Annotated in this window: 21 protein-coding genes; 8 read left to right on the forward strand and 13 right to left on the reverse strand. The window is 52.6% G+C overall.

The genetic code is table 11. The features are described from left to right. Nucleotides 1-20: 20 nt before the first annotated feature. Entirely contained in the window at nt 21-1,904 is a 1,884-nt protein-coding gene (gene recQ, locus M1D70_RS25260; RefSeq protein ID WP_456288277.1) for a DNA helicase RecQ, read from the reverse strand. A gap of 188 nt (nt 1,905-2,092) precedes the next feature. Between recQ and M1D70_RS25265 the strand changes: the two genes are divergently transcribed. The 5 genes from M1D70_RS25265 (at nt 2,093) to M1D70_RS25285 (ending at nt 7,849) form a co-directional block, all read left to right on the forward strand. Continuing rightward, nucleotides 2,093-2,878, forward strand: a complete 786-nt coding sequence (locus tag M1D70_RS25265) for a helix-turn-helix domain-containing protein (protein WP_009589364.1) — start codon at nt 2,093-2,095, stop codon at nt 2,876-2,878. A 90-nt stretch (nt 2,879-2,968) separates the two neighbouring features. Then, nucleotides 2,969-3,427 carry an SRPBCC family protein gene (locus tag M1D70_RS25270; RefSeq protein ID WP_456288278.1) on the forward strand — a complete coding sequence of 153 codons (459 nt, stop codon included), beginning with the start codon at nt 2,969-2,971 and terminating at the stop codon, nt 3,425-3,427. Nucleotides 3,428-3,457: 30 nt separating this feature from the next. Continuing rightward, nucleotides 3,458-3,820: a VOC family protein gene (locus M1D70_RS25275; protein WP_009589356.1), complete on the forward strand. Its 363-nt coding sequence runs from the start codon at nt 3,458-3,460 to the stop codon at nt 3,818-3,820. A 307-nt stretch (nt 3,821-4,127) separates the two neighbouring features. Beyond that, complete coding sequence (gene speD, locus M1D70_RS25280; protein ID WP_009589344.1) at nt 4,128-4,943, forward strand: adenosylmethionine decarboxylase; 816 nt, start codon at nt 4,128-4,130, stop codon at nt 4,941-4,943. A gap of 329 nt (nt 4,944-5,272) precedes the next feature. Next, entirely contained in the window at nt 5,273-7,849 is a 2,577-nt protein-coding gene (locus M1D70_RS25285; RefSeq protein ID WP_456288279.1) for a rhamnogalacturonan lyase, read from the forward strand. Nucleotides 7,850-7,938: 89 nt separating this feature from the next. Here the strand turns inward: M1D70_RS25285 and M1D70_RS25290 are convergent, their stop codons facing one another. Both M1D70_RS25290 and M1D70_RS25295 read right to left on the reverse strand, forming a co-directional pair. Continuing rightward, nucleotides 7,939-8,745, reverse strand: coding sequence for an MBL fold metallo-hydrolase (locus M1D70_RS25290; protein WP_456288280.1), 807 nt, complete (start codon nt 8,743-8,745; stop codon nt 7,939-7,941). Between the two features lie 23 nt (nt 8,746-8,768). Continuing rightward, on the reverse strand, nt 8,769-9,374 hold the full coding sequence (locus tag M1D70_RS25295; protein WP_009589350.1) for an ArsR/SmtB family transcription factor: 606 nt from the start codon (nt 9,372-9,374) through the stop codon (nt 8,769-8,771). Between the two features lie 207 nt (nt 9,375-9,581). Here M1D70_RS25295 and M1D70_RS25300 point away from each other — a divergent pair, with 207 nt between their 5' ends. Continuing rightward, nucleotides 9,582-10,097, forward strand: coding sequence for a hypothetical protein (locus tag M1D70_RS25300; RefSeq protein WP_456288281.1), 516 nt, complete (start codon nt 9,582-9,584; stop codon nt 10,095-10,097). 99 nt (nt 10,098-10,196) lie between these two features. On the opposite strand, the gene M1D70_RS25305 is transcribed toward M1D70_RS25300, so the two are convergent. The 7 genes from M1D70_RS25305 to M1D70_RS25335 form a co-directional block, all read right to left on the reverse strand. Beyond that, nucleotides 10,197-11,051, reverse strand: coding sequence for a VOC family protein (locus M1D70_RS25305; protein ID WP_009589337.1), 855 nt, complete (start codon nt 11,049-11,051; stop codon nt 10,197-10,199). A 222-nt stretch (nt 11,052-11,273) separates the two neighbouring features. Next, nucleotides 11,274-11,717, reverse strand: a complete 444-nt coding sequence (locus tag M1D70_RS25310; protein WP_456288282.1) for an Rrf2 family transcriptional regulator — start codon at nt 11,715-11,717, stop codon at nt 11,274-11,276. Nucleotides 11,718-11,939: 222 nt separating this feature from the next. Continuing rightward, nucleotides 11,940-12,104, reverse strand: coding sequence for a hypothetical protein (locus M1D70_RS25315; protein ID WP_009589346.1), 165 nt, complete (start codon nt 12,102-12,104; stop codon nt 11,940-11,942). A gap of 111 nt (nt 12,105-12,215) precedes the next feature. Beyond that, nucleotides 12,216-13,139: an AEC family transporter gene (locus M1D70_RS25320; protein WP_213579640.1), complete on the reverse strand. Its 924-nt coding sequence runs from the start codon at nt 13,137-13,139 to the stop codon at nt 12,216-12,218. A 110-nt stretch (nt 13,140-13,249) separates the two neighbouring features. Continuing rightward, nucleotides 13,250-16,324 carry an ATP-binding protein gene (locus M1D70_RS25325; RefSeq protein WP_456288283.1) on the reverse strand — a complete coding sequence of 1,025 codons (3,075 nt, stop codon included), beginning with the start codon at nt 16,322-16,324 and terminating at the stop codon, nt 13,250-13,252. Between the two features lie 211 nt (nt 16,325-16,535). Beyond that, on the reverse strand, nt 16,536-17,027 hold the full coding sequence (locus tag M1D70_RS25330) for a hypothetical protein (RefSeq protein WP_009589348.1): 492 nt from the start codon (nt 17,025-17,027) through the stop codon (nt 16,536-16,538). A 176-nt stretch (nt 17,028-17,203) separates the two neighbouring features. Continuing rightward, the gene (locus M1D70_RS25335) at nt 17,204-18,361 is read right to left on the reverse strand and encodes a response regulator (protein ID WP_456288284.1); all 1,158 of its coding nucleotides are present in this window, start codon (nt 18,359-18,361) and stop codon (nt 17,204-17,206) included. Nucleotides 18,362-18,547: 186 nt separating this feature from the next. On the opposite strand from M1D70_RS25335, the gene M1D70_RS25340 reads away from it, so the two are divergent. Then, nucleotides 18,548-18,892: a hypothetical protein gene (locus M1D70_RS25340; protein ID WP_009589352.1), complete on the forward strand. Its 345-nt coding sequence runs from the start codon at nt 18,548-18,550 to the stop codon at nt 18,890-18,892. A 60-nt stretch (nt 18,893-18,952) separates the two neighbouring features. Here the strand turns inward: M1D70_RS25340 and M1D70_RS25345 are convergent, their stop codons facing one another. Together M1D70_RS25345 and M1D70_RS25350 are read right to left on the reverse strand one after the other, a co-directional pair. Next, nucleotides 18,953-19,429, reverse strand: coding sequence for a GNAT family N-acetyltransferase (locus tag M1D70_RS25345; protein WP_456290499.1), 477 nt, complete (start codon nt 19,427-19,429; stop codon nt 18,953-18,955). Nucleotides 19,430-19,573: 144 nt separating this feature from the next. Continuing rightward, complete coding sequence (locus tag M1D70_RS25350; RefSeq protein ID WP_009589361.1) at nt 19,574-20,074, reverse strand: GNAT family N-acetyltransferase; 501 nt, start codon at nt 20,072-20,074, stop codon at nt 19,574-19,576. Nucleotides 20,075-20,259: 185 nt separating this feature from the next. Between M1D70_RS25350 and M1D70_RS25355 the strand changes: the two genes are divergently transcribed. Further along, complete coding sequence (locus tag M1D70_RS25355; protein WP_456288285.1) at nt 20,260-21,348, forward strand: M24 family metallopeptidase; 1,089 nt, start codon at nt 20,260-20,262, stop codon at nt 21,346-21,348. 132 nt (nt 21,349-21,480) lie between these two features. On the opposite strand, the gene M1D70_RS25360 is transcribed toward M1D70_RS25355, so the two are convergent. Then, nucleotides 21,481-22,875 carry a cation:dicarboxylate symporter family transporter gene (locus M1D70_RS25360; protein WP_433941254.1) on the reverse strand — a complete coding sequence of 465 codons (1,395 nt, stop codon included), beginning with the start codon at nt 22,873-22,875 and terminating at the stop codon, nt 21,481-21,483. Nucleotides 22,876-22,952 lie beyond the last annotated feature (77 nt).

Below are 22,952 nucleotides of genomic sequence, written 5' to 3' on the forward strand. Positions count from 1 at the left end.
GTGCCGCCTGTCATGCAAGCCTATTCTTCATAATCATACAAATCGTCACCGTCATTCGACGCGCCCTGACCATTCAGGAAAAACTCAAGGAACGGACGTCCGTATTTACGGAATTTCACTTCGCCGACCCCTTTGACGTTCAGCATCTCATCCTCGCTTTGCGGGCAGACCACGCTCATCTCGCGCAGCGTTGCATCGTTAAAAATGATGTAGGACGGCACATGCTCCTTGCTTGCCAGTTCGCGCCGAATTAAGCGCAGCTGCTCGAACACCGTCTCGTTAACGGCTGACGGCGAGTAGTCGCGGCGGCTGCCGCTGCGCTGGCTGCCTGCAGCCTTGGAAGGCCGCGGAACGCGCTGCATCACTTCGCGCTGGCCCTTTAACACGTCGGCCGCCTCGCTCTGAAGTTTCACGACGGGATATTGGCCTTCGGTCAGCGCCAGGAACCCTTCCGAGATGAGCACATTGATCGTCTCGGATATTTCCTTCTCCGTTCGGTTCGACATGACGCCATAGGTTGGAAGCCGGTCAAAGCCGTATTCCAGCACCTTTTTCGCCCGCGAGCCCTTCAGCACGGAGGCGATCATCGACACGCCAAAGCGCTCGCGCATCCGATGAATGCAGGAGAAGATTTTCTGCGCATCCACCGTGATATCCACCAGCTCCCGGTCGTCCGTGCAGGAGCTGCACGTACCGCAGGGCTTGTCTTCGTGTTCTTCCCCGAAATAATCCAGCATTGCGCTGCGCAGGCACCTTGTGGTGTAACAGTAATCGATCATCTGCTGCAGCTTTCGGTAGTCGTTCTGCTTCCGCTCGCCCTCCTGGGGGTTCTGTTCGATCAGAAATTTCTGCGTCATGATATCCTGGGCGCTGAACAGCAGGATGCACTGGCTGGGCTCTCCGTCCCGCCCGGCGCGGCCGGCTTCCTGGACGTAAGACTCCATATTTTTCGGCATATTGTAGTGGATGACGTACCGAACGTTGGATTTATCGATCCCCATGCCGAACGCGTTCGTTGCGACAATGACGCGACTATCGTCATACAGGAAGGCCTCCTGGCTGTCCGCTCGCTCCGCATCGCTCATGCCGGCATGATAACGTCCGGCAAGTAGCCCCTTCGCCTGCAGGCGCTGGCATAAATCATCCACCTCTTTCCGGGTGGCAGCATAGATGATACCCGGCTGGTGGGTATGCGAAGCCGCATAATCCAGCACGAACTCCCGCTTGTTCTCGCCGCGAAGCACCGACATTTCCAGATTGTCGCGCCCAAGTCCCGTCACGAACACCTGCGGCTGCTCCAGTCGAAGCAGGCGCTGCATGTCCTCCATAACCTCCGGCGTAGCCGTCGCCGTAAAGGCCGCGACAATCGGGCGGTTCGGCAGCCCTTTTACGAAAGGAGCCACGGAGAGATAGCTTGTCCGAAAATCATGACCCCACTGGGATACGCAGTGCGCTTCGTCGACAGCAACGATCGAAATGTCGAGGCCTGCCATCTCCTCACGGAACCAATCCAGCTCAAGCCGTTCCGGGGCGACATATAACAGCTTCAAGTCGCCGCGCTTGGCCGCGCGTATGCGCTCGTTCACTTCCTTGCCGCTGAGCGTGCTGTTGATATAAGCCGCCGCCACGCCCGCCGTCGTAAGTGCGTCCACCTGATCCTTCATCAGGGAGATCAGAGGCGATACGACCAACGTCAGGCCCGGGCTGAGGAGTGCCGGGATCTGATAACAGATGGATTTGCCCCCGCCCGTCGGCATAATCCCGAGCGTATCCTGGCCGGTTAGCAGGCTCGCGACGATTTTCTTCTGTCCGTCCCGAAAATCGGGATAGCCGTAATATTTTTGCAGGTATTCCCGCGCTGTGTCCATATTCATCGATTCTCTATCATTTGTTTCCACATTCATGGATATAAACTCCTTATTTCGCCTTGGTTTTCCGTTTTAGAAAGCCCTCATCCTTTAAGTTTAACGGCCTTTCCATGAATGGGCAACCGAATCGGGGAAGGAAATTGCATTCGACGAGCAGAATTTCATAAATGTGGAAATAAGCCTGATATCATGTAGAGCCATTAAAACGAAGTTGGTGATCCCTAATGAACGATGAACATGCCGAAGCCGTGCGGCAAACCATTCAATATATGAAGGAGCATCTGGACGAGCCGATGACAACCGAGCTGCTCGCCGATCTCGCGGGGTACAGCCCCTACCATTTCTCCAGGATATTCAAGCGGGTAACCGGCATTTCCGTCAGGCAGTACCTGTCCGCCCTCCGGGTCGAATCGGGCAAAACCGAGCTCCTTCAAAGCCCCTCCCTGCTTGTGAAAATCGGAATGAACATCGGTTTGGCAAGTCCCGGCACATTCAATACCCGCTTTAAGCAGTTTGTCGGCCTGTCTCCAAAAAAGTTCCGCACCACCACGGAGTCCCTGCATCGTTACGTGAATCAATATGAGCACAAGCCATTAACCTGGACAGATGAAGAAGGGCATGCTCTGCCCCGGATTCATTGCCGGATCGAAGCTCCCGAGAGGTTTCGCGGCATGATTTACGTCGGTCTGTTTCCAAGACCCGTGCCCGATCAGAAGCCCGTAACCGGTACGGCCGTCAACCTCAAGAACCGGACCTGCACGTTAACCGGCATCCCGGCCGGTACGTATTATGTGCTGGCAGCGGGCATCCCCTGGAGCCTCAATCCGCGGGATTATTTTCTGCTGAGCAAATCCTTGCGAGGCAAGATGGAGGAGCCTGTCCATATCGACGAAGGAACCGATCTCGCCGTGAAGATTACCTTGCGCGAGCCTCTGCCCTATGACCCGCCGATTGTTGTAAATCTGCCTCTGCTCTTGTTTGAGAAGGATCGGAACAACAGCGCAAAGTAGAAGAATTTTCAATGTGCATGTCCATTTATAATGGAACTGCAAGAAGCGTTATCTCAAAAGCAATGAGCGCTATATGATGGAGGATTAAACATGACCATTATTCAAGAAACCGTGATTCAGGCCGATGTGCAGCTCCTGTGGCGAGCATGGACCGAGTCCGCAAGGATAACCGAGTGGTTTGCGCCGGCTGCGGAAATCGAGCCGAGAGCGGGCGGAAAATTCGAGCTGTATTTTAACCCGGCCGATCGAGAATCGATGTGCACCGCCGGGTGTACCATTTTGCAGTATGACGAGCCACGCGTGCTTGTTTTTGAGTGGAAAGGTCCCGATCCCTTCGCGGAAACGATGAATCAAGGCGAGCTGACGGCGGTTAAGGTTGCCTTTTTCCCTGAGGCGGACGACACGAGAATTACCCTGGAGCATACAGGCTGGAAGGATTCCGAAGCGTCCCGGCAAGCCCGGGAGTGGCATATCGATGCGTGGAAGGGGATGCTGGCCAGCTTGAAATCTAATATCGAATCCGGGAACGGGATTCTGTGCTGCAAGTAAAACAAACCATGAGCGGAGGAGTGCGAGCATATGCCGAACCTATGCGTTCTATCGATCAATGTAAGCGATATACAGCAAGCCAAACAGTTTTACTGCGATGTTCTGGGTTTCGAAATCTCGAGGGTTTATGATGACCAGATCGTCAGCTTGAAGCATGAGGGCATGTCCCTCGTTCTGCAGAAATGCGACCGTCCAACGGATACGGAATACCCGCATGAGGCACAGGTGATCATCGGAATCGAGACCCCGGATGTAAACGAAGCCATTGCGAACTACAAATCGAAGGGCGTCGACGTCATCTTCGATACGCCCAAGCCTTGCCCTCCCGGGCTGTACAGCGCCATCCGCGACCCGTTTGGCAATGTGATCGAGCTGCTGGAATTTACGGAGTAATCCATCCGTTCGGCAGCATCAATGTTCAAGCATACGAAGTGAATCCATATAAACGCCAGAGGGATAAGCTGCATGCAGCAGGTGTCGTTCTGATAGATAAGGCCAGCCGGAGAAATCCGGTTGGCCTTTTTGGAGTTGGGGAGCCGCCGCTGCTTCCCCTCTGGCATTCCTCCGCCTCTGTTAACGTTGAACCCGATCCGGGTAAGAACATAGTAATGCTGCTCCAGCATGGGCAGATTAGGAATCGACGGTTTCGGAAATAATAGGTACTCGAACTGATATATTAACGACACAAGGGGAAATTCATATGGATATGACACCAGAACAACGCGTGACCCTGCATGGGTTCAACAACTTAACGAAATCGCTCAGCTTTAATATGTATGACGTCTGCTATACGAAGACCCGGGAGGAACGGGAAGCGTACCTTGAATATATTGATGAGCAGTATAACGCGGATCGGCTGACGAAAATATTGAGCCATGTGGCCGAAATCATCGGCGCGCATGTCCTGAACATTGCCAAGCAGGATTATATTCCGCAGGGCGCCAGCGTGACGGTGCTAGTCTCCGAGGGCCCCGTCGTGGAGGTGCCGGAGGAATCTTATGACGAATCGCCGGGGCCGCTGCCGGATAACGTGGTGCTCCAGCTCGACAAGAGCCATATTACCGTCCATACGTATCCCGAATTCCATCCGGACGAGGGCATCAGCACTTTCCGGGCCGATATCGACGTGTCGACCTGCGGGGAAATCTCACCGCTCAAAGCCCTGAACTACCTGATCCACTCCTTCGATACAGATATTATGACGATAGACTATAAAATCCGGGGATTCACGAGGGATATTCACGGACACAAGCTGTTTATCGACCATGAGATCAGCTCCATCCAGAACTATATTCCGGACGAAGCCAAGGAGCTGTTCGATATGATCGACGTCAACGTATACCAGGAGAACATCTTTCATACCAAGTGCAAGCTGAAGCAGTTCGATCTGGACAACTATCTGTTCGGTTACACGAAGGATAAGCTGTCCGAGGCCGAGCAGCAGGAAATCACCGAACGCATCAAACTGGAGATGGACGAGATTTATTACGGCAAGAACATGGACCGGAGTTACTGAATGGCTTGCTACCCTGCGGCGGCTATTCTTTTCTTGCATGACCATCATGCGAGCAAGCAAACAGGCCGGGCTCCCAGGAGCCCGGCCTGTTTGCTGCTTCTATGGCTTGACCCTAGAAAATCGACTTTCGGAATCAGAATTAACTCTGTTTTTTAAATCAAATGGCCTGTTTTTTGTATGTTGTCATTCTTCCAGGTTCCATACAATGAAAGTGATTTAATTATTACCCCATTCCAACCCAAAAAGGAGGAGCCGCACAACCATTTGTGAAAGCGCATACGGGATGCTGCACACCAGCATCCGAACCACAAGGAGAAAGGTGGCTGAACATGAAGAATCTTAGTAGACTCAGCTTGCATCGCAAGCTGTTGGCAGCGGCTCTTACGCTCCCCATGATCATCACGGGGAGCATCGAGTCGTTAGCGGCGCCCTCGCATCAAGCGGCAAGCGGCACGCAGCAAGTTGCCACTAAAACCAGCCGGATTCAGCTGGAGTATTTGGATAGGGGGATCGTATCGGCCCCCACTTCAGAGGGCAACTTTCTGAGCTGGCGATTGCTTGCCGGAGAAGTAACCGGATATGGCGACACGGGGCTTACCGGTCCAACCTTTCATGTCTATCGGGACGGCACCCGGATTGCCATCGTCGAGAACAGCACCAATTACCTGGACCGATCCGGCACGTCATCGTCCTCCTATTACGTATCTGCCGTCGTGAATGGAAAAGAGGTCGACCAGAGCCCCACCTCCACTCCCTGGTCCTCCCCCTATTACGATCTGAAGCTAAACAAGCCGGATGGCGGAGTCACCCCGGCCGGGGAGCCTTATACTTACTCTGCCAATGACGCCAGCGTCGGCGATGTGGACGGCGACGGGCGGTACGAGCTTTTTGTCAAATGGGACCCTTCCAACTCCAAGGACGTTTCCCAAATCGGGTATACCGGCAACACGTACATTGACTGTTATACACTGGAGGGCATCCTGCTGTACCGGATCGACCTCGGCGTCAACATCCGTTCGGGCGCCCACTATACGCAGTTCATGGTGTATGACTTTGACGGGGACGGCAAAGCGGAAATGATGCTCAAAACGGCACCGGGCACCAAGATTCTTCGCTATGATCCTGCCGGCAACATGATCTCCCAGAGATACATCACGCTGCTGCCCGAGGATATGAAGGCCGGATATTCCAATCAGGACGATTACCGGCTGAGCAAAACCGGCTACTACGAGCACATGGTAAACCTCTTCATGAACTGGCATCAGCATGAAGAGGTCGTAAGCGGCCGCTGGCCGGCCACGCTCGAAGAAAGCTTCGGCATCGATAAGAAGTACCATTATCCGTTATCCCGTACCGATGCCGAAAGCCTGGTCGATCACTTCATGGACACCTATGCGCCGCAGCGAAGCGCCCGCAACAATCTCCGGGCGTTCGAAGGGTTCATCTTGGATGGTCCGGAATATCTCAGCGTATTTGAAGGCGCGTCCGGCAAAGAGCTCGAGACGATCCGGTATAAACCCGGCAGGCATGACGACGGTCTCATGTGGGGTGATTACGCCATGGCCCGGATCGAACCCGGCAATCGCGTGGATCGCTTCCTTGCCGCCGTTGCTTACCTTGACGGGGAACAACCCTATGCCGTATTCGCCCGCGGTTATTACACCCGATCCACACTCGTATCCTACAAGTGGGATGGCCGGCACTTAAGCGAGCATTGGGTTGTGGACAGCGGCTGGACCCCGATGACCAATCCGTTTAACGACAGTCCGCATGGCCGGGACGGGACCGATGCGGCATTCGGTACGTTAACGACGCAAGGGGCCCACTCGTTAAGCGCGGCTGACGTCGACGGCGAGGGCAAACAGGAAATCGTCTACGGTTCGGCAACGATTGACCATGACGGCACGCTGCTGTACAGCTCCATGGATGTGCTCCCTCCTCAAAGCGCGGATCCTGGAGCGATGGCCCGCCTTGGTCATGGGGACGCCATGCACGTCACCGACATCGATCCGGATCGGCCGGGTCTTGAGATCTTCATGGTTCATGAAGGCGGTGCCTACGCCCCTTACGGCTATTCCCTCCGTGATGCGGCAACAGGCGGGCTCCTCTACGGCGGCTATACCGGAAAAGACACCGGACGCGGCATGATCGGCGATATCGATCCCGATCAGCGGGGACTCGAAACATGGGCCGTCGGCACGTGGTCTGCAAATGGAGAACAGCTCTCTACGGCCATGCCGGGCACGAACATGAACATCAAATGGTCTGCGGATATGACCACCCAGATCGTGAATGGTAACTTGGATCAGACGCCGTTCATCGAAAGCTGGCGCAACGGGACGCTGCTAACTGCAGAAGGCACGCGCACCAATAACGGGACGAAGGGAAGTCCTGCCCTCGTCGCCGATCTTTTCGGGGATTGGAGAGAGGAACTGGTGGTCCGGACCGCGGACAGCTCGGCCCTCCGGATTTACCTGAGCACCGAGGTCACCGACCGTAAGCTCTATACGCTCATGCATGATCCGCAGTATCGGGTCGAGGTTGCCAGACAAAATACAACGTATAACCAGCCCTCTTACACCAGCTTTTATTTTGCATCCGATACGGATTTCTCGGAGGTTCCTATCCCCGTCTATCAATCCCCGGGCATGCTGAACGTGCTGGATCAACTGGTGAGCGAGTATGCCCGCGCAGGGGAACTGGCTAACCCGCTGCTGTCCCGGTTGAGCAATGCCTTGAAACAGGCAGAGCATCACATGAGCAAGGGCTCCAGGGAACAAGCGCTCAAATTTTTAAATACATTCGTTTCTCAGCTGGAGGAGCATAAGAAACCCGGTGCGATATCGGATAGAGCCCGGATGAACTTGTCTTATCAGGTATGGACGCTCATCAGCATGTGGAAATAGCTGAATCGCCTAAAAACAATCACAAGCCTAAAAAGCCGCCCTCCGGATGCCAATAGCTGATCCGGAGGCGGCTTTACTTCATGGCAATATTAGAATTGAACCGAAAATCCGTTGAACCGGTGAATGCCCGTTCCAAATCGGACAAGGTCTTTTTCCCGGAGCTCCTGCACGGCTTCTTTTACCACGTCCAGCCATGCCGGGTCCAGTCCAAGCGTATTATGAGAACCGAAGATCCGATTTACGCCTTCGATATTCGCGATCCGCTCCAGCGAGTTAACGAGATCTCCGGGACTTGTCGTCGGGTAGAAGGCATATACCGGCGTCTCATCATACAGCAAATCGCCAGTGAACAAGTACCCGCGGTCGGGTTCAAATATTGCAATATGTCCGGGCGAATGGCCCGGCGTATGGTAGATGACCAGGCTTCGCCCGCCAAGCTCGATAACGTCCCCATCCCGAAGCAGACCGGTCGGCCGCCCCCGATAAGGGGTGTACGCTGCCGGATCGAAGGAAGCCGGTACGGGTCTCGTAATATCGCGCGATATATCCTTGCGGATTTGCTCAATCGAAAGCTTTTTAATGCCGCTGACCAGCCAATCCTCTTCGGCCTCATGCACGTAAATCTCCCCGTACTGCCGGTGACTGCCGATATGATCTGCGTGAACATGCGTGGTCAGTACCATGATAGGCAAATCCGTCAGCTGATCGGTCATCCTCCTCATGTCGTCGATGCCAAGGCCCGTATCGATCAATGCGGCACGCTCGTCCCCTATCAACAGAAACGAATGCACCTTCTCCCAATGCCCGTACTCACTGATGGCAACCGTGCCCTCATCCAGCTGCGATACCGTAAACCACGCATCATCGATCACGATGGTATATTGATTATTGTCCATATGTATGTATCCCCCGTCCAGGATTATCGAATGGTGATATTCTCATGATCATCTTGGAATGCTATCAACGACATATAATAGCTCTTCTCCTCCTCGGAAAGCGAGCTTCTGCCGGATTCGGCCCCTTCCATCTTGAAGTGTTTATCCAGAAGCCCCTTGAATTCTTCCACAAAAGCATGGAAGCTTTCCTGCGTTGCACGAAAGCGGTAGGTTCCCGCAAGATTTTTCCTGTGGTGCTCACTCGTACTGTCCAATGCAAAAGAAGAAGCCGGGGCGGTCTCGATTTTGGCCCGCGTTACATCAAGCGTCTCCATGAATACCTGTCTTGAGGTTTCCACCAAATCCAGGCTTGGCAGCAAATGATCCTCCGGAATGAAGCGGCTTGCAACGGCGCGATAGTATTTCTGCACGATACCGTTCTTCTCTTCCTTCCTGACCACATGGATGATGCCATGCTTCTCCAGCTCCTTGAGATGAAAGTAAATATTGTTCCGCGTGATGCCGAGCATTTCGGCCAGCTGCTGACCGGTGTAGGCATCCTTCACCAGATTCATCAGCATTTTGGTGCGGAGAGGATCCGCAATCGCTTTGAGCTGCTCATGGGTCTGAATTTTATAGACACCAGTCATTTTTATTTTAACACCTCCATACATTTTACCGGTAAAATTAATTTTACTGTTTGATTGGATTTCATCCTACCATGACTTAGATCTATCGGTCAATCCGGACGCCGGTCTCCGGCTTATCAGACGAGCCATTCCTCTTCGCCTGGCGGCTGTGATATAGTATCCACAATCGTCTATTATGACATTATGTTCATCAAAGGATGTGTCTCCATGTTTGACCCGACTATATTCGAAAATTTAAAGGTTGGCATCGAGAATACGGTTTATGACCTCGACAATCTCGATGAAATCATCCGCGTTACCGATCGGAAGGACCTCCTGGATATGGCGACCTTGTCCAGAAGTTTTAGCCTCCGGTTTGAGCTGGTTCAGCAATCCGAGGCTTCAGCCGAAATTTGCCTGGAGACCGGGCTGCGGGATTTGGCCGCCGAGATTTTGGAAATTCCGGAAGAACAGCCGGGCTGCGAGTTGAAGCTCCGCTTTCATAAAAACATTGCCGATCCTGCCTACTCGTGCCCGGTTATCGCGCAGATGATTAAAGAGATATGGAACCCCGAGCTCCCGCCGGTGCAAACGATACGCTACGCCTACGGCAACGATACGGTCCCCATCCATAACGCGATCGAGCTTCGCTTTCCCCGCAAAATCAACGAAGAGCAGATGGGAGACATTCCGAATATCACAGAGTTCATGCTCCGTACGCTGGTTGAATTAAACCGGATCTAGCTTGCCTGCTTTCTGTCTAGCTGATCATCCTAACGGTGATGATTCATTAAAAAAAGCCTGCCGCTAATATAGCGGGCAGGCTTCTTCGTTCGTATGATATTAAGCAACAACCAACCGGATCCAGATGTCCGAAGGATCTTGAACGGCCCAGACGCCGTCTCGCTGTTCCAGGTGCAGCCCCGCTTCGCGAATACGGCCGGTTACCGCCTCAAGCGCCTCATGGCTCGGAAGCTCGATCGTATAATTCTCCATTCCCGCAGCGTTCGGCGGCGTATTCGGTACACCGATTCCCGCCCAAACATTGAGCCCGATATGGTGATGGTATCCTCCTGCGGATATAAACAACGCTGCTCCCCCATAATGGGCGGTCAGTTCAAAACCCAGCACATCGCAATAGAATGCACGGGCATCCTGCAGGTTGGACACATGGAAATGCACGTGCCCGATGACGGTCCCTTCCGGAAGTCCAAGCCATTCCTTCTCTTTGGAGAGAGCCAGCAGTCCTTCAACATCGACCGGGTCGGTGGCCATCACATATTCCCCTTTGGCATCGCGCTTCCAGGTATCCCGTGGCCGGTCGGCATAAATCTCAATGCCGTTTCCGTCCGGATCATTAATGTACAGCGCTTCGCTGACCAGATGATCGCCTTGGCCGACCGGCATGTTATGAGCGATCAGATTGGCAAGCGCGAGCCCTAGCGATTCCCGATCCGGTACCAGGATCGCAAAGTGGTACAGCCCTGCCGTCCGGGTCTGCGGTCTTATCAGGTCCGAAACCTCCTCAATGATCAGCAGCGGCTGCTTGCCGTCAGCCGTCAATTCGGCCACCCGGCCATGCTGGCGCAGCATTTTTAATCCAACGACTTCCGTGTAAAAGCGTACCGATTGTGCCAAATTGCTAATCCGAAGAGATACGGGTCCGAGCTTTGTGGATGGATGTATAATGGCTGTCATATTCTCACTCCTTGAATGTTGTTGTTTGATTTTTCATAAAATATATTCAGGTCCGCGACAGGCTTAACTTGTAATCAAAACAGTTACATCTTACTTGTAATCATTATAGTTACAGGACCATCCCGTTGTCAAACCCAGTAATTAACATATAAACAAAGGCACACCAACCCAGGCCCAAAAGAAAACGCCCATCCTGCAAGGATTGAGCGTATCCTATATCATCTATTCACTGGATGTTCCGTTTGCAGACGCATGGATTTTCAGGACGATTTGCTCCAAATTCACCTCATGCAGCGTATCCTCCATTGCCTTCTGAGCGGCCGAGAACACCGGAACGATCGCCGTTTGAATATGTTTGCCAACAGGACATTTCGTGTCCGAATTCTCGTGAATACCAAACAGCGAACCCTCCTGCACGACATGAACGGCATGATAAATATCCAGGAGCGTAATCCCGGACGGAGGCTTAGCCAGCTTCGCTCCCGCTACGCCGGGTTTCACCTCGACCAGGCCCGCTTTGCTGAGCATGCCGACAATCCGCCGGATGACCACCGGATTCGTGTTCACACTCTCCGCAATATAATCTGAAGTGCTGACGCCAGCCTTATTCATCTCCAGCACGGAAAGAATATGAATGGCCACTGCAAATCGGCTGCTTATGTTCATGCGATCCCTCCTGACGGTCCAAATCTTCAGATGACTAGCATGTAACCATCATAGTTACATTAGACTCCAAAGTCAACGCTCCCGCCGAGTCCATGGAATGATAGGAAAAACTTGCTCATCCATTACGGCACATTGCGATCCTGCCCTAACTTCATGAAAAAAAGCCTCCATCCCGCTTGTGGCTAAGGAGAGGCTTTCTCACCGACGTAACCCGGCCTGAACTTAGAACATTGGGAATACGTATTTGATCAGGAAGTACAAGAAACCAAAAAAGATGATCAGATAAGCAACATACTTGATCAACGTAGAAGCTACCCTGCTGGAGTCGTTACGCTCCTCGATATTACGGGTCTCGATCTCCACGTCTCGGTCACGCGGTCTGCTCATAGTTTCCACCTCCATCCGATTCGGATTCGCAGATGATGGTTATCTCTTGACGCTTACTACTCTTTACACGCACGTCCAAGAGTTGAACCAATCTTCCGGAGGCGAGAAATCTTAAAGAAAGCCAATCATGGCAGGCAGAACGATAAAAGAAGCCAGCGTGGTCCACAGAATGCACCTGGATACAAGCTTGGGCGCGGCATCGTACTCTTCGGCAAGGATGACCGCATTCACGGCTGCAGGCATCGCCGACAGAATCAGAATGACTGCAAACAAGGTTCCCTCAATGGATAACATCGCGAGCAATCCCCAAGCCACCAACGGGCCCACCAGCATTCGCATCGCCATGCCCGACCAGAATCCGCGCTTTGAGACGGCGAGCGACGCTCCACCCTCCCGAACCCCAACCATCTGGGCGCCCAGTATGACAAGAGCCAGCGGCGCATAGGCGGCGGACAGCATGGAAACACCGGTATTCAACCCTTCGGGGAGCTGGAAATCCGTCAACCGGAAGAGTACGGCAAGCGCTGCGGCGTAAACCGAAGGAAGTGTAAATACGGTCTTGATCGCTTTTACGGCCGAAAAATGAGACCGCGCTGCCAAATACACGCCTAATGTATTCATGATGATGATCTGCACGATGACATACACGGAAGCCTTATCCAGCCCTGCCTGCCCGAATGCAAGCAGCACGAGAGGAAGCCCGTAATTCACGCTGTTGGTAAAAATGGTGGTCAAGGCGAGGCCCGATTTCTCCGTCTGGGACAAGCCGAGCATTTTACCTGCAAAGGCGCTGAGCGCCCAGAGGATGATCACGTTCAACAGGCAAAAGGCAACCGTCACCGTCACCTCGTTCGAGGTGATCGAAGCCTTTTCCAGCGTCTCGAAGATCAGTGCCGGGCTCAGCACATATAAAGACAGGGCCGAGAGCCCCTTGGTTTCAATTCCTTTAAATCGCTTAAGCAGCGCTCCGCCGATGACGGGCAGCGATATCGGAAGGAATACGCTGTAAATCGTAGCCAAGAAAGAAGAGATCATGAAGTCCACCCTTATACGAAGTAAAATATCATCATCTCTACATCCTAACCTAAACCTGCGGCATTCGTCCAAGATTCAAAGACTATAGGTTTAATAGGCTCAGGCTTTGATTATGCCATCTTCCTGATGACAAATGATACCGTGGTTCCTCTGTCCCTTGAGCTGTCGATCATGAGGCCCTGCCCATAAATTTGCTTCAAACGGCGGTCCGTGTTCATAAGCCCGACCCCCTTGGTGGCGCGATGTCCGCTTCCCAGCATCCTTCGGAGCTTCTCGGGATCCATCCCCGCGCCGTCATCCGCGATGATCACCTTGGCTGATTCAGCCTCTCGTACGATGCGGATGGTTACGGTCCCTCCCTGGGTCCGTGCCAACACCCCGTGAACGACCGCATTCTCCACGATCGTCTGCATCGTCAAGGGAGGAAGCTTCCATTGCTGCACGGCAACCTCGTCGGAGATATGCCAACGGACACGCAGCCGTTCCCCGAATCGCTCCCCCTCGATATACAGGTAAGAGCGAACCAAGCCAAGCTCCTGCTCCAACGGTATGAAACGATCCAAGTTGCTGATATCATAACTGGCTCTCAGATAATGGCTGAATTCTGCGATGAGCGCAATCATCCGGGAAGGATCCACCTCGCTTAGCGAAGCGATTGAATTTAAGGTGTTGTGCAGGAAATGCGGCTGGATTTGGGCCTGGAGCCAAGCCGCTTCCATATGCAGCCTCTCCTTAATGGACCGCTTCAGCTCCAGCAAGGCGCGTACCCTCGTTTTTAATTCCAGGTGATCCACCGGTTTTATCAAGTAATCGTTAGCTCCCGAGATGAACCCCATATGAATGTCCTCCGGCCGATTTCTGGCGGTCAGCAGCAGGATGGGAAGCTCCGATAGCATATACCTCTGCCGAATCGTCCTGGACAGTTCATACCCCGACACCTGGGGCATCATCACGTCGGAAATGATAAGATCCCATTCTCCCTGCTCCAACAGCTGAAGAGCTTCCTCGGCGCGGGTAACGGCCACGATCCGATACCCCTCGTCTGCAAGCAAATGATGGATGACCTTCAGGTTAACCGGATCGTCGTCAACGATAAGCAGCCTGCCGTCGCTTGGACGGGCAAGCGCCAGAGCCTCCGATTCGGCGTCATCCTGTTCGTGCATATCTGACATATTCGATTGCGTCTCCTTCTCTTTCTCTGGATTTGAAGCCGGGGAGACCGCGATAACCTCCTGTTTATCCGCGTTCTCCTGCTTCATCATATCGTCCACTTTCAGCGTGAACGTAAAGTCGCTCCCCTGACCCGGAGCGGATGTTACGGAAATATCCCCTCCATGGAGCTCAACCAGCTGCTTGCTGATGCCCAGTCCAAGCCCCAAACCGCCTCCCGAAGCGGCAAAACCGGAATCTCCCTGCTCGTAGGGGAGGAATATTCGGCTTAACGTCTTTTCGTCCATACCGATCCCCGTGTCGCGAACGTGGACATAAGCCCTTCCTTCAATGACCTCCGCAGCCACCGTGATACGTCCGGCCTCCGTATATTTGATGGCATTGTGAATCAGATTGAACATGATTTGAACCAAGCGGCTTTCATCCGCCCATACCTTGGGGCCCTCCTCCGCGATCTCGCATACGAGCTCGATTCGCTTGCCTTCCGCCATCGGACGGAGCATGTCCAGCACGCCTTGAGCAGCCGAACCGAGGTGGACGCTCTGCACATTCAACCGAACGCGCTTGTCCTTCAATAACGAAACATCCAACAAGTCGTCCAGGAGCAGTGACATCCGTCTTCCGATGCCGGTGATCAGCTCCAGCTGACTGCGATCCTCTTGCTCCAATACGCTCCCTTTGCGTTCCAGCAGCGTTTGCGCCATGTTGATGATGCCGTGCAGCGGATTTCGCAGCTCATGGGACGTATTCGCCAGAAACTCATCCTTCATCTTATCCGCACGCTGCAACTGCTCGGCCTGTTCCCTAAGCATGACGCTGTTTCTGGTAAACCGGATAAACCAGAAGGAAGCAAACCCGAGAAACGCAACGATCAGGTCGATCGGGTAAAAAGGCAGTTCCTTAAAATACCGGAATCTTAAAATTCCGCTTATCATAATGTTGCAGGAAACCGCAACCGCCGACAGCAGGATGAAGATCGCAGCTTCCGTCCGCTCGCTGACCGCCTTCCTGGCTAGCGAAGGCACGAACAGCACGGCGCTTATCAATACCACCGACAAATATTTAGAGAGATGGACCATCAGATGAAACGGAAGCAGCAAATAAACTGCGGCATACGAAACCACAAACATCGTGTAGGCTTGGTAAAAGCCCTCCTTGATCCTCGGCTTTAGCAAATGCTTGGTGCACAGAATCAAGCATAAAGATATCGCGACATAAGCAATAACCTTAAGCTTCACCGCCCACTCGAAAGGGATGCCAGGCAGCCACACCAACAGAAGCTTATCATCGTCGCTCAGCGTAGCCAGCAGCGTAAACAGAATAAGCCCGGCAAAATAAAAAAGCCCTCTGCTTCGATAGCCGATCAAGTACAAAATAAAAACATAGATCACATGGAGCAATAGCACGATGCACACCAGCAGCTGCATGTTCTCGGAGAAGGCTTTTCCCCTCATCACCGCTTCCGCCGTTCCGAATTGGATCGGCAGCCGGATCCCGCCTGAATCGGCATACTGATAGTTGCTCACTTCCACGATGATATCCAGCTCATCACCGCCAGTCGGGGGGATGAGCTCCATATGGGGGACGATTCTGGCCACATGGGTCTCTGGCAGATCGGACGGATGTCCTGATGCGTGCAATAATTCCCCGTTTACATACAAACGATAGGCTGTACGGATATCGCTGATCCAGATGCCGTAAGTTTTGTTCCGATCCGGTACGAGCAGCTTGAGGCGGTAAGTCCCGTAGCCGATTTGGTTTCCATTCTCGTTCACGCCCTCCCATGGCCCCGGAACCTGTATCCAGTGCGGGTCGGCTCCCGCAGGCTCTCCTTCGGACGTTCCATCCGGGCCCTTCCATTGATTCGGATAAAAGGCCCACTCCCCGTTCAGGGCGACCCTGCTCCGGTCATCCGCCGGCCAAGCCCGAAGATCCAGCACGCCTTCCCGGAATGGAAGTTCCTCGGGTACCGTAATGGTGTTGAACCAGACCAAGCGCACGGAAAGTAAAATCACGATAAACAGAAAAGTAATCCCCAGCAACCTTCTGCCGGAGACGGGCTTCGATTTGATATTGGAATAGATCGACAATATTAACAGTCCTTTATATAACGTATTGTAAGAATCAATAACACTACATAACTGTCCATTATTTTACATCGTTACGATGCAATTGTCTGTTCCCATTCCCTAAAGTTCACATGAATCCACGGGTTCGTCAGGTCGCCTAAACAATCGAAAGCGTTTTGCCCGAACGCTGAAGAGGCTGGTGCGGGCATAATTCGTCAGCGGATACATACTTCACCGTATAGTAGGAGTAGAATCTTTTTCTTCCGGAAGCTTCATAAATCCACGAAAAAAAGTCGAATATCGAATCATCCACCCATCTTCCGTTATATTCGATTAACGACCGCAAATATGGAATCTGGAGCTTCACGCCTCCATTCCACATGAAGATAAACGTATTAAACTCGGCATTTTTTTGCAGCAAAAAATGAACGGTACGCTCATCCAGCAAAAACTTCTCCTGATCACACAGAAATACCGGTCCCTCGTCCGTAGCAACGATGCCAATCCGCTTGCCGTTGAAGTAAACATAGAAGCCTCGGCAATGCTGGACATCCTTAGCTGCATCCAGCTCGATCTCCCGAAACGTACCAAGCTCCAGCCCCATGGCTTTATGCAGCGAAGATTCCTTAAATTTCCGAATGAATTTCATAACCGAATATTGTACCTCCCGATTCTTATGGTTCACACCCTACAGTATAAGAGGCGGTCCTCTACAATTTCTGAACAGGAACCAAAAAGAACGGCCCTTCGGCTGACACATACAAAAAAAATCACCGGTCACAGCGACCGGTGATTCCCTATCTTATGATTGCTTGGCTAGGTCATTTATTGCACATGGGTGATTTGGATTCCATCGCTCCACTCGTCATACCATTTCTTGATGTAAGGGCTCGGCTCCTCACCCATCTCATCCTCCAGCACTTGACGCAGCAGGCTGAATTGACGGTGTACCTGGGCCGGGTTCCCCTGCAAGCCGTATATTTTCATCAATGAAAAATAGGCCTTCTCTTCCAAAGGATGCAGCCTCTGGATCGAGGCGAAGCACAGTACGGCCTCTTCGAAGCGTTCCTGATCCACATACCATTCCGCCATGGATAACGATACGCTGAGCCACAGCTCCTTCAGTCTTTGACGCTCGCCTTCCGCCCACCAATAATCATATTCCTGCAGGTAATCGCCCGTATACAGCTTCATCATTTCAAGATGGCCATCGATCGAATCGGCCGATACCGAGGGGGTCGCCATGAACCAGTTCTCCCACTCCTCGATGTCCAGCTGCACGTCTTCGACATTCAGCACATAGCCTTCCGTCGTGTTGGTGATTTGAAATCGGGTATCATAGGGCTCCAATGTTTTCCGGATATGATAAATGGCGGTATACAGCTGGGGATAGGCCTTATCCATGTCAAACTCCGGCCATAGCATATCGATCAGTGCCGACTTGCGCACCAGCTGCCCCCGATGCTGCAGCAAGTAAATGAATATTTCCTGGGCCCGGGTTGTCCGCCAATGAAGCATGGCGAATTGCCCCTGCTCGTTCGGCTGTTCGATCATAACCTGGCGGAACATCGTCATCCGAATTTTACGATTGGGGTTCAGGACCTCTTCCGGTCTGGACGCAATGCGGCTTCGCAACCGCTCCATCGTTTTGGCTACTCGATCGATCTGGACCGGTTTGACGATATAATCGACGGCATTCAATTCAAATGCGGTAACTGCATATTCGTGATATCCCGTCACAAATACAATGCAGAGATGGGGCTTCTGCTCCAGCAGCTGTTCCGCCAGCTCGATCCCGTTCAATTCCGGCAAGCTGATATCCAAAAACACGATATCCACGTCCCTTGCAAGAATTTCCTTACGCCCCTCAAAAGGATTCGTATACGTACCGATTACATCTATAGGCATGGTATCCAGTTTTAACAGCTGACGTTCTAAATACTTCAAGGCCAACGGTTCGTCATCTACGAGAATTACCTTCATTCATATAACTCCTTGGATTGGAAAAATACGGTCCTATGTAAACTATATTGATTCCTGCGCACGGTTGCAACAATCGAAAGCATGTTTATGACAATATTCTCTTATTTTTTCACTTGAAAAACTCATAATTCCAAGTATAATACTTGGTATAAACAGGTTTATACGTTTGCTAAGGGGGCATTCAACATGGAACATGGCGATAAAGAACCGACATCTCTGTCCCTTGATGATTATCTGGATCTTCTCAACTTGGCGATTCGCTTGGAAGATCGGAAGTGGCAAGCAGACATCATTCGTACACTTCACCACATGCAGGAATCGCTGGGCGAGGAACAAGCGAAGTCGGAGGAATGCACGGAACAGGAGCTGTGGCAATGCGTGGATCAAATCAATGAACGGATGTCTGCCCTGTATCATGAATTGAAAGCAACAGACGATAAAGATATACAGCGGAAGCTGCTGGACCAAATGTGGGAGCTGAAAATTGCCCGGGTTGAGGTTTTTCGAAAAATACGCTCGATTTATCAATAAAGAACAAAGACGATAACTCCTTAGGGGTATCGTCTTTGTTTGTTCTGGATGCCCAATGCGTCAGGATAAATTCAAATGGTAATGCACAAATTCATCGTCCCGCTTATATCCTGCGGATTCGTACAGGCGTTGAGCGGCCGTGTTGTGAAGCTGCGTCGAGAGTGTCAAGCCTTTGGCCTTGGTCTGAACGGCGTGCGCACGGGCTTGATGAAGCAGTTCCCTTCCAATGCCAAGCCCGCGATATTCGGAATCCACGTACAGATCATTCAGAATCCACAACCTAGACATGGATAGCGACGAGAAGGATGGATATAATTGTAGAAAGCCTGGCGTGGCCAGGGTTTCCCCGCGGGTGCAGTCCGCTAAATATATAACGGAATCGCCACGGGTCAGCCTTTCCCTGATATATTGCCGGGCCCCGTCCAAATCATCTTCACGCTCATAAAATTGCCGATACTGATTCAACATCGCGGCCGCTTTGTCCAGATCCTTCAGCTCTGCTTGATATATGCGAATCTCTGCCTTCACATCCTCCACACCCTTTTCGTCCCTTGTTTTCCCCAAGTGTACTGGATATCGGTTAAGGTTTGGAATGCAGAATACCATGAAGGGTTTGCACGTATCTTCATCTTCGCGCTGCGATGACTTCTCTCTTGGACCTGAACCTTCACGTATCGTTACTTAGATCGCACGTCCTACAATAACCAGATCCCGCTTGACTCCGTCAAGCTCCGCAACCGCTGGGAGAAGCCCCCACTGGTCGAAGCCGAACTTCTTCAACAGCTTGAGGCTTGGTTCATTATGACCGAAGACGAATCCGACGAGGTTGCTGACGCGAAGACGCGGGCACTCCTCGATGGCCTTCTGGATCAATAGGCTGCCGGCACCAACGCCGCGATATTTCTCGTTAACGTAGATACTGATTTCAGCTGTCCCGTTATAGGCGGGACGGCCATAGAAGGATTGAAAGCTCATCCACGCAACCAGCCCGTCATCAGATCGCATGACCCAAAGAGGGCGAAAATCGTTGCTGTGCTCTTCAAACCAGCGTATGCGGCTCTCCACCGTGACCGGCTCCAGATCGGCCGTTACTTTTCTGCTTGAAATCGTTGAATTGTAAATGTCCACAATGGCCGGCAAATCCTCTTTGACGGCATAATCGATACGGTATGGATGCGTCACGATGTTCTACCTCCGAATAGATGTCTTTATTACGAGATCTATTGTACAAGAGGTAACGGAAAAACGCTTCTATTTTCTCAAGCCGCGATTCATTCACGAGGAGAACTTTACTTACGCGATGGAACGCGATACCCTTACATTAACGGCATGATGAACGTCTTTGAGTAAAGAAAGGAATGAACAGGATGAACGAACGACTGCAAAGTTTGCTGTTATCCATGAAGGATCAGGGCTGGGATCATGTCCTGGTGACAGACCCCAAGCACGTTTATTATTTGACCGGTTTTGCGAGCGATCCCCATGAGCGCTTTCTCGGCCTGCTCCTCTCCTCCGCCAATGATCCGGTGCTTATCGTGCCGGCATTGGATGCGAACGCGGCCGAGGCCGCTTCAACCGTGAAGAACATTGTCACGCATCAGGATACCGATAACCCTTACCTTTTGCTTAAGGAGCAGATTCAAGGCACCGCCGGAACGCTGGCGCTGGAGAAGGATCAGCTGACCGTCTCCCGCTATGAACAGCTGCGGCAGCATGTGAACGCGGACCGCATCGAAGATGTCGGCCTTGCGCTGCGGGATCTTCGGATTCGAAAGTCTGCCGAGGAAGTGAAGATCATCAAGAATGCGGTGAGGCTGGTCGAAGATGTTCTGACGCAAGGCCTGGCCCGGGTAACAATCGGCGTCAGCGAGCTGGAGCTTGTCGCGGAACTGGAGTACTTGATGAAAAAGCTTGGCGCGGACGCGCCCTCCTTCGCCACGATGGTATTATCCGGCCCCAACACCGCCTTGCCTCATGGCGTTCCCGGTGCGCGCCGAATCGAAGCCGGGGATCTGCTCATGTTCGATTTGGGAGTATACGCCGGCGGTTATGCGTCGGATATTACCCGTACCTTTGCCGTAGGCGATCTGAAGCCGGAAGCCGTTAACATCTATGAGACGGTTCTTGCTGCAAATCTGGCCGGGATTCAGGCCGTCAAACCCGGCGTGACCTATGGCTCGATCGACCAAGCGGCACGCAAAGTGATTGACGACGCGGGTTACGGCCATGCCTTCGTACATCGCCTAGGTCACGGGCTTGGCATGGATGTCCACGAATATCCGTCCGTTCACGGGTTGAATCAGGACATATTGCAGCCTGGGGCGGTCTTCACCATCGAGCCCGGCATTTACCTGCAAGGCATCGGCGGCGTGCGAATCGAGGACGATGTCATCGTGACCGGCGATGGCGTCGAGGTACTGACCTCCTTCCCGAAAGGACTGACCGTCATCGGATAAAGCCATGCTCAGCATAAAAAAAAGCCCGAATCACCGTTTCGCTTACGGTATTCGGGCTTTCTCTATTCACGCAGAAGAGCCATCTTGAAGGAAGAAAGACTGCCTTCAAGATGGCTCCCCTGGATGCGTTCATTATGCCTGAACCATATCCAGTTCAATGTTGTCGTCGTTATACACGTCTTTATCCACTTCATTCATGACTTTCCCGGTAATCACGCCGGCCGTCATGGAGTCATTCACGTTCAGTGCCGTCCGTCCCATATCGATCAGCGGCTCGACGGAAATCAACAGGCCTGCCAAGGCAACCGGCAGGTTCATCGTGGAGAGCACGATGAGCGATGCGAAGGTAGCTCCGCCTCCGACACCCGCCACGCCGAAGGAACTGATCATAACGACCACGATCAAGGTAAGGATGAACGACCACGACGTCGGATCCACGCCGGCTGTCGGTGCAATCATGACGGCCAGCATGGCAGGATAAATGCCCGCGCAGCCGTTCTGCCCGATCGTGGCGCCAAACGATGCCGAAAGGTTCGCGATGCCTTCCGAGACGCCCAGCTTTTTGTTCTGGGTCTGCACGTTAAGCGGGATCGTAGCCGCGCTGGAACGCGACGTAAAGGCAAAGGTCAGCGTCGGGAACACCTTCTTGACGTACTTGAACGGGTTGAACCCGAATATCGCCAGCAGCACCAGATGGATAATGAACATGGCGATCAAGGCCACGTACGAAGCCAGAACGAAATCGATCAGATTCATGATTACCGCAAGATCGGTCGTGGCGATCGTCTTGGCCATCAGCGCCAGAATCCCGTAAGGCGTCAGACGAAGCACCAGCGTCACGATACGCATGACCACGCCGTATACGGCGGAGATCATGTTGCGGAAGGTCTCCGCCTGCTCCTTGTTTTTACGGTCCAACCCGAGCACGGCGATCCCGATGAATGCCGAGAATATGACGACCGCAATCGTCGAAGTTCTTCGTGCTCCCGTCATGTCGGCAAACGGATTGCTCGGAATGAAATCCAGAATCTGCTGCGGCAGCGTACGGTCCTCGACATCCCCGAGCCGTTCTTGCAGCAGCGCGCCCTGCTGCTCCTCGGCAGCGCCGCCCTGAATATTGACGGCGGACAAATCGAACGCCAGCGCGGTCGTAATTCCGACAGCGGCGGCTACCGCCGTCGTCAGAAGCAGCACCGTAATGATCAGTCCGCTCATTTTGCCCAGGTTCTTTCCGCCCTTCAGCTTCATGATGGCCGATATGATCGACACCATGATCAGCGGAATGACCATCATCTGCAGCAGTCTGACGTAACCGTAGCCAACCAGATTAAACCAATCGGTGGATTTCACCACCACATCGGAGGTTGAAGTGTAGATGAGCTGCAGTGCCACTCCGAACAACACACCCAGTCCAAGTCCGGCAAACACGCGTTTGGTAAACGAGTAATGCTTTCTCTGCATCCAGTACAAAATACCGACCAGCAGAATCAGAACAAGGACATTGATGATAACCCAAAGCGTTTCCATCCTATGATTCCTCCCATTCTATAATAAGGATATACTGCGTCATCCTCATGTCATAAGTGCGCTAGTATGTATTCATA

The organism is Paenibacillus sp. AK002 (assembly GCF_053903045.1).

What these genes read in the sequence shown, in the direction of transcription:
- M1D70_RS25330 (WP_009589348.1), bottom strand. Translation starts at nt 17,027, where the DNA reads ATGAAATTCATTCGGAAATTTAAGGAATCTTCGCTGCATAAAGCCATG.
- recQ (WP_456288277.1), bottom strand. Translation starts at nt 1,904, where the DNA reads ATGAATGTGGAAACAAATGATAGAGAATCGATGAATATGGACACAGCG.
- M1D70_RS25315 (WP_009589346.1), bottom strand. Translation starts at nt 12,104, where the DNA reads ATGAGCAGACCGCGTGACCGAGACGTGGAGATCGAGACCCGTAATATC.
- M1D70_RS25270 (WP_456288278.1), top strand. Translation starts at nt 2,969, where the DNA reads ATGACCATTATTCAAGAAACCGTGATTCAGGCCGATGTGCAGCTCCTG.
- M1D70_RS25335 (WP_456288284.1), bottom strand. Translation starts at nt 18,361, where the DNA reads ATGAAGGTAATTCTCGTAGATGACGAACCGTTGGCCTTGAAGTATTTA.
- M1D70_RS25310 (WP_456288282.1), bottom strand. Translation starts at nt 11,717, where the DNA reads ATGAACATAAGCAGCCGATTTGCAGTGGCCATTCATATTCTTTCCGTG.
- M1D70_RS25265 (WP_009589364.1), top strand. Translation starts at nt 2,093, where the DNA reads ATGAACGATGAACATGCCGAAGCCGTGCGGCAAACCATTCAATATATG.
- M1D70_RS25285 (WP_456288279.1), top strand. Translation starts at nt 5,273, where the DNA reads ATGAAGAATCTTAGTAGACTCAGCTTGCATCGCAAGCTGTTGGCAGCG.
- M1D70_RS25295 (WP_009589350.1), bottom strand. Translation starts at nt 9,374, where the DNA reads ATGACTGGTGTCTATAAAATTCAGACCCATGAGCAGCTCAAAGCGATT.
- speD (WP_009589344.1), top strand. Translation starts at nt 4,128, where the DNA reads ATGGATATGACACCAGAACAACGCGTGACCCTGCATGGGTTCAACAAC.
- M1D70_RS25290 (WP_456288280.1), bottom strand. Translation starts at nt 8,745, where the DNA reads ATGGACAATAATCAATATACCATCGTGATCGATGATGCGTGGTTTACG.
- M1D70_RS25275 (WP_009589356.1), top strand. Translation starts at nt 3,458, where the DNA reads ATGCCGAACCTATGCGTTCTATCGATCAATGTAAGCGATATACAGCAA.
- M1D70_RS25340 (WP_009589352.1), top strand. Translation starts at nt 18,548, where the DNA reads ATGGAACATGGCGATAAAGAACCGACATCTCTGTCCCTTGATGATTAT.
- M1D70_RS25355 (WP_456288285.1), top strand. Translation starts at nt 20,260, where the DNA reads ATGAACGAACGACTGCAAAGTTTGCTGTTATCCATGAAGGATCAGGGC.
- M1D70_RS25320 (WP_213579640.1), bottom strand. Translation starts at nt 13,139, where the DNA reads ATGATCTCTTCTTTCTTGGCTACGATTTACAGCGTATTCCTTCCGATA.
- M1D70_RS25300 (WP_456288281.1), top strand. Translation starts at nt 9,582, where the DNA reads ATGTTTGACCCGACTATATTCGAAAATTTAAAGGTTGGCATCGAGAAT.
- M1D70_RS25360 (WP_433941254.1), bottom strand. Translation starts at nt 22,875, where the DNA reads ATGGAAACGCTTTGGGTTATCATCAATGTCCTTGTTCTGATTCTGCTG.
- M1D70_RS25305 (WP_009589337.1), bottom strand. Translation starts at nt 11,051, where the DNA reads ATGACAGCCATTATACATCCATCCACAAAGCTCGGACCCGTATCTCTT.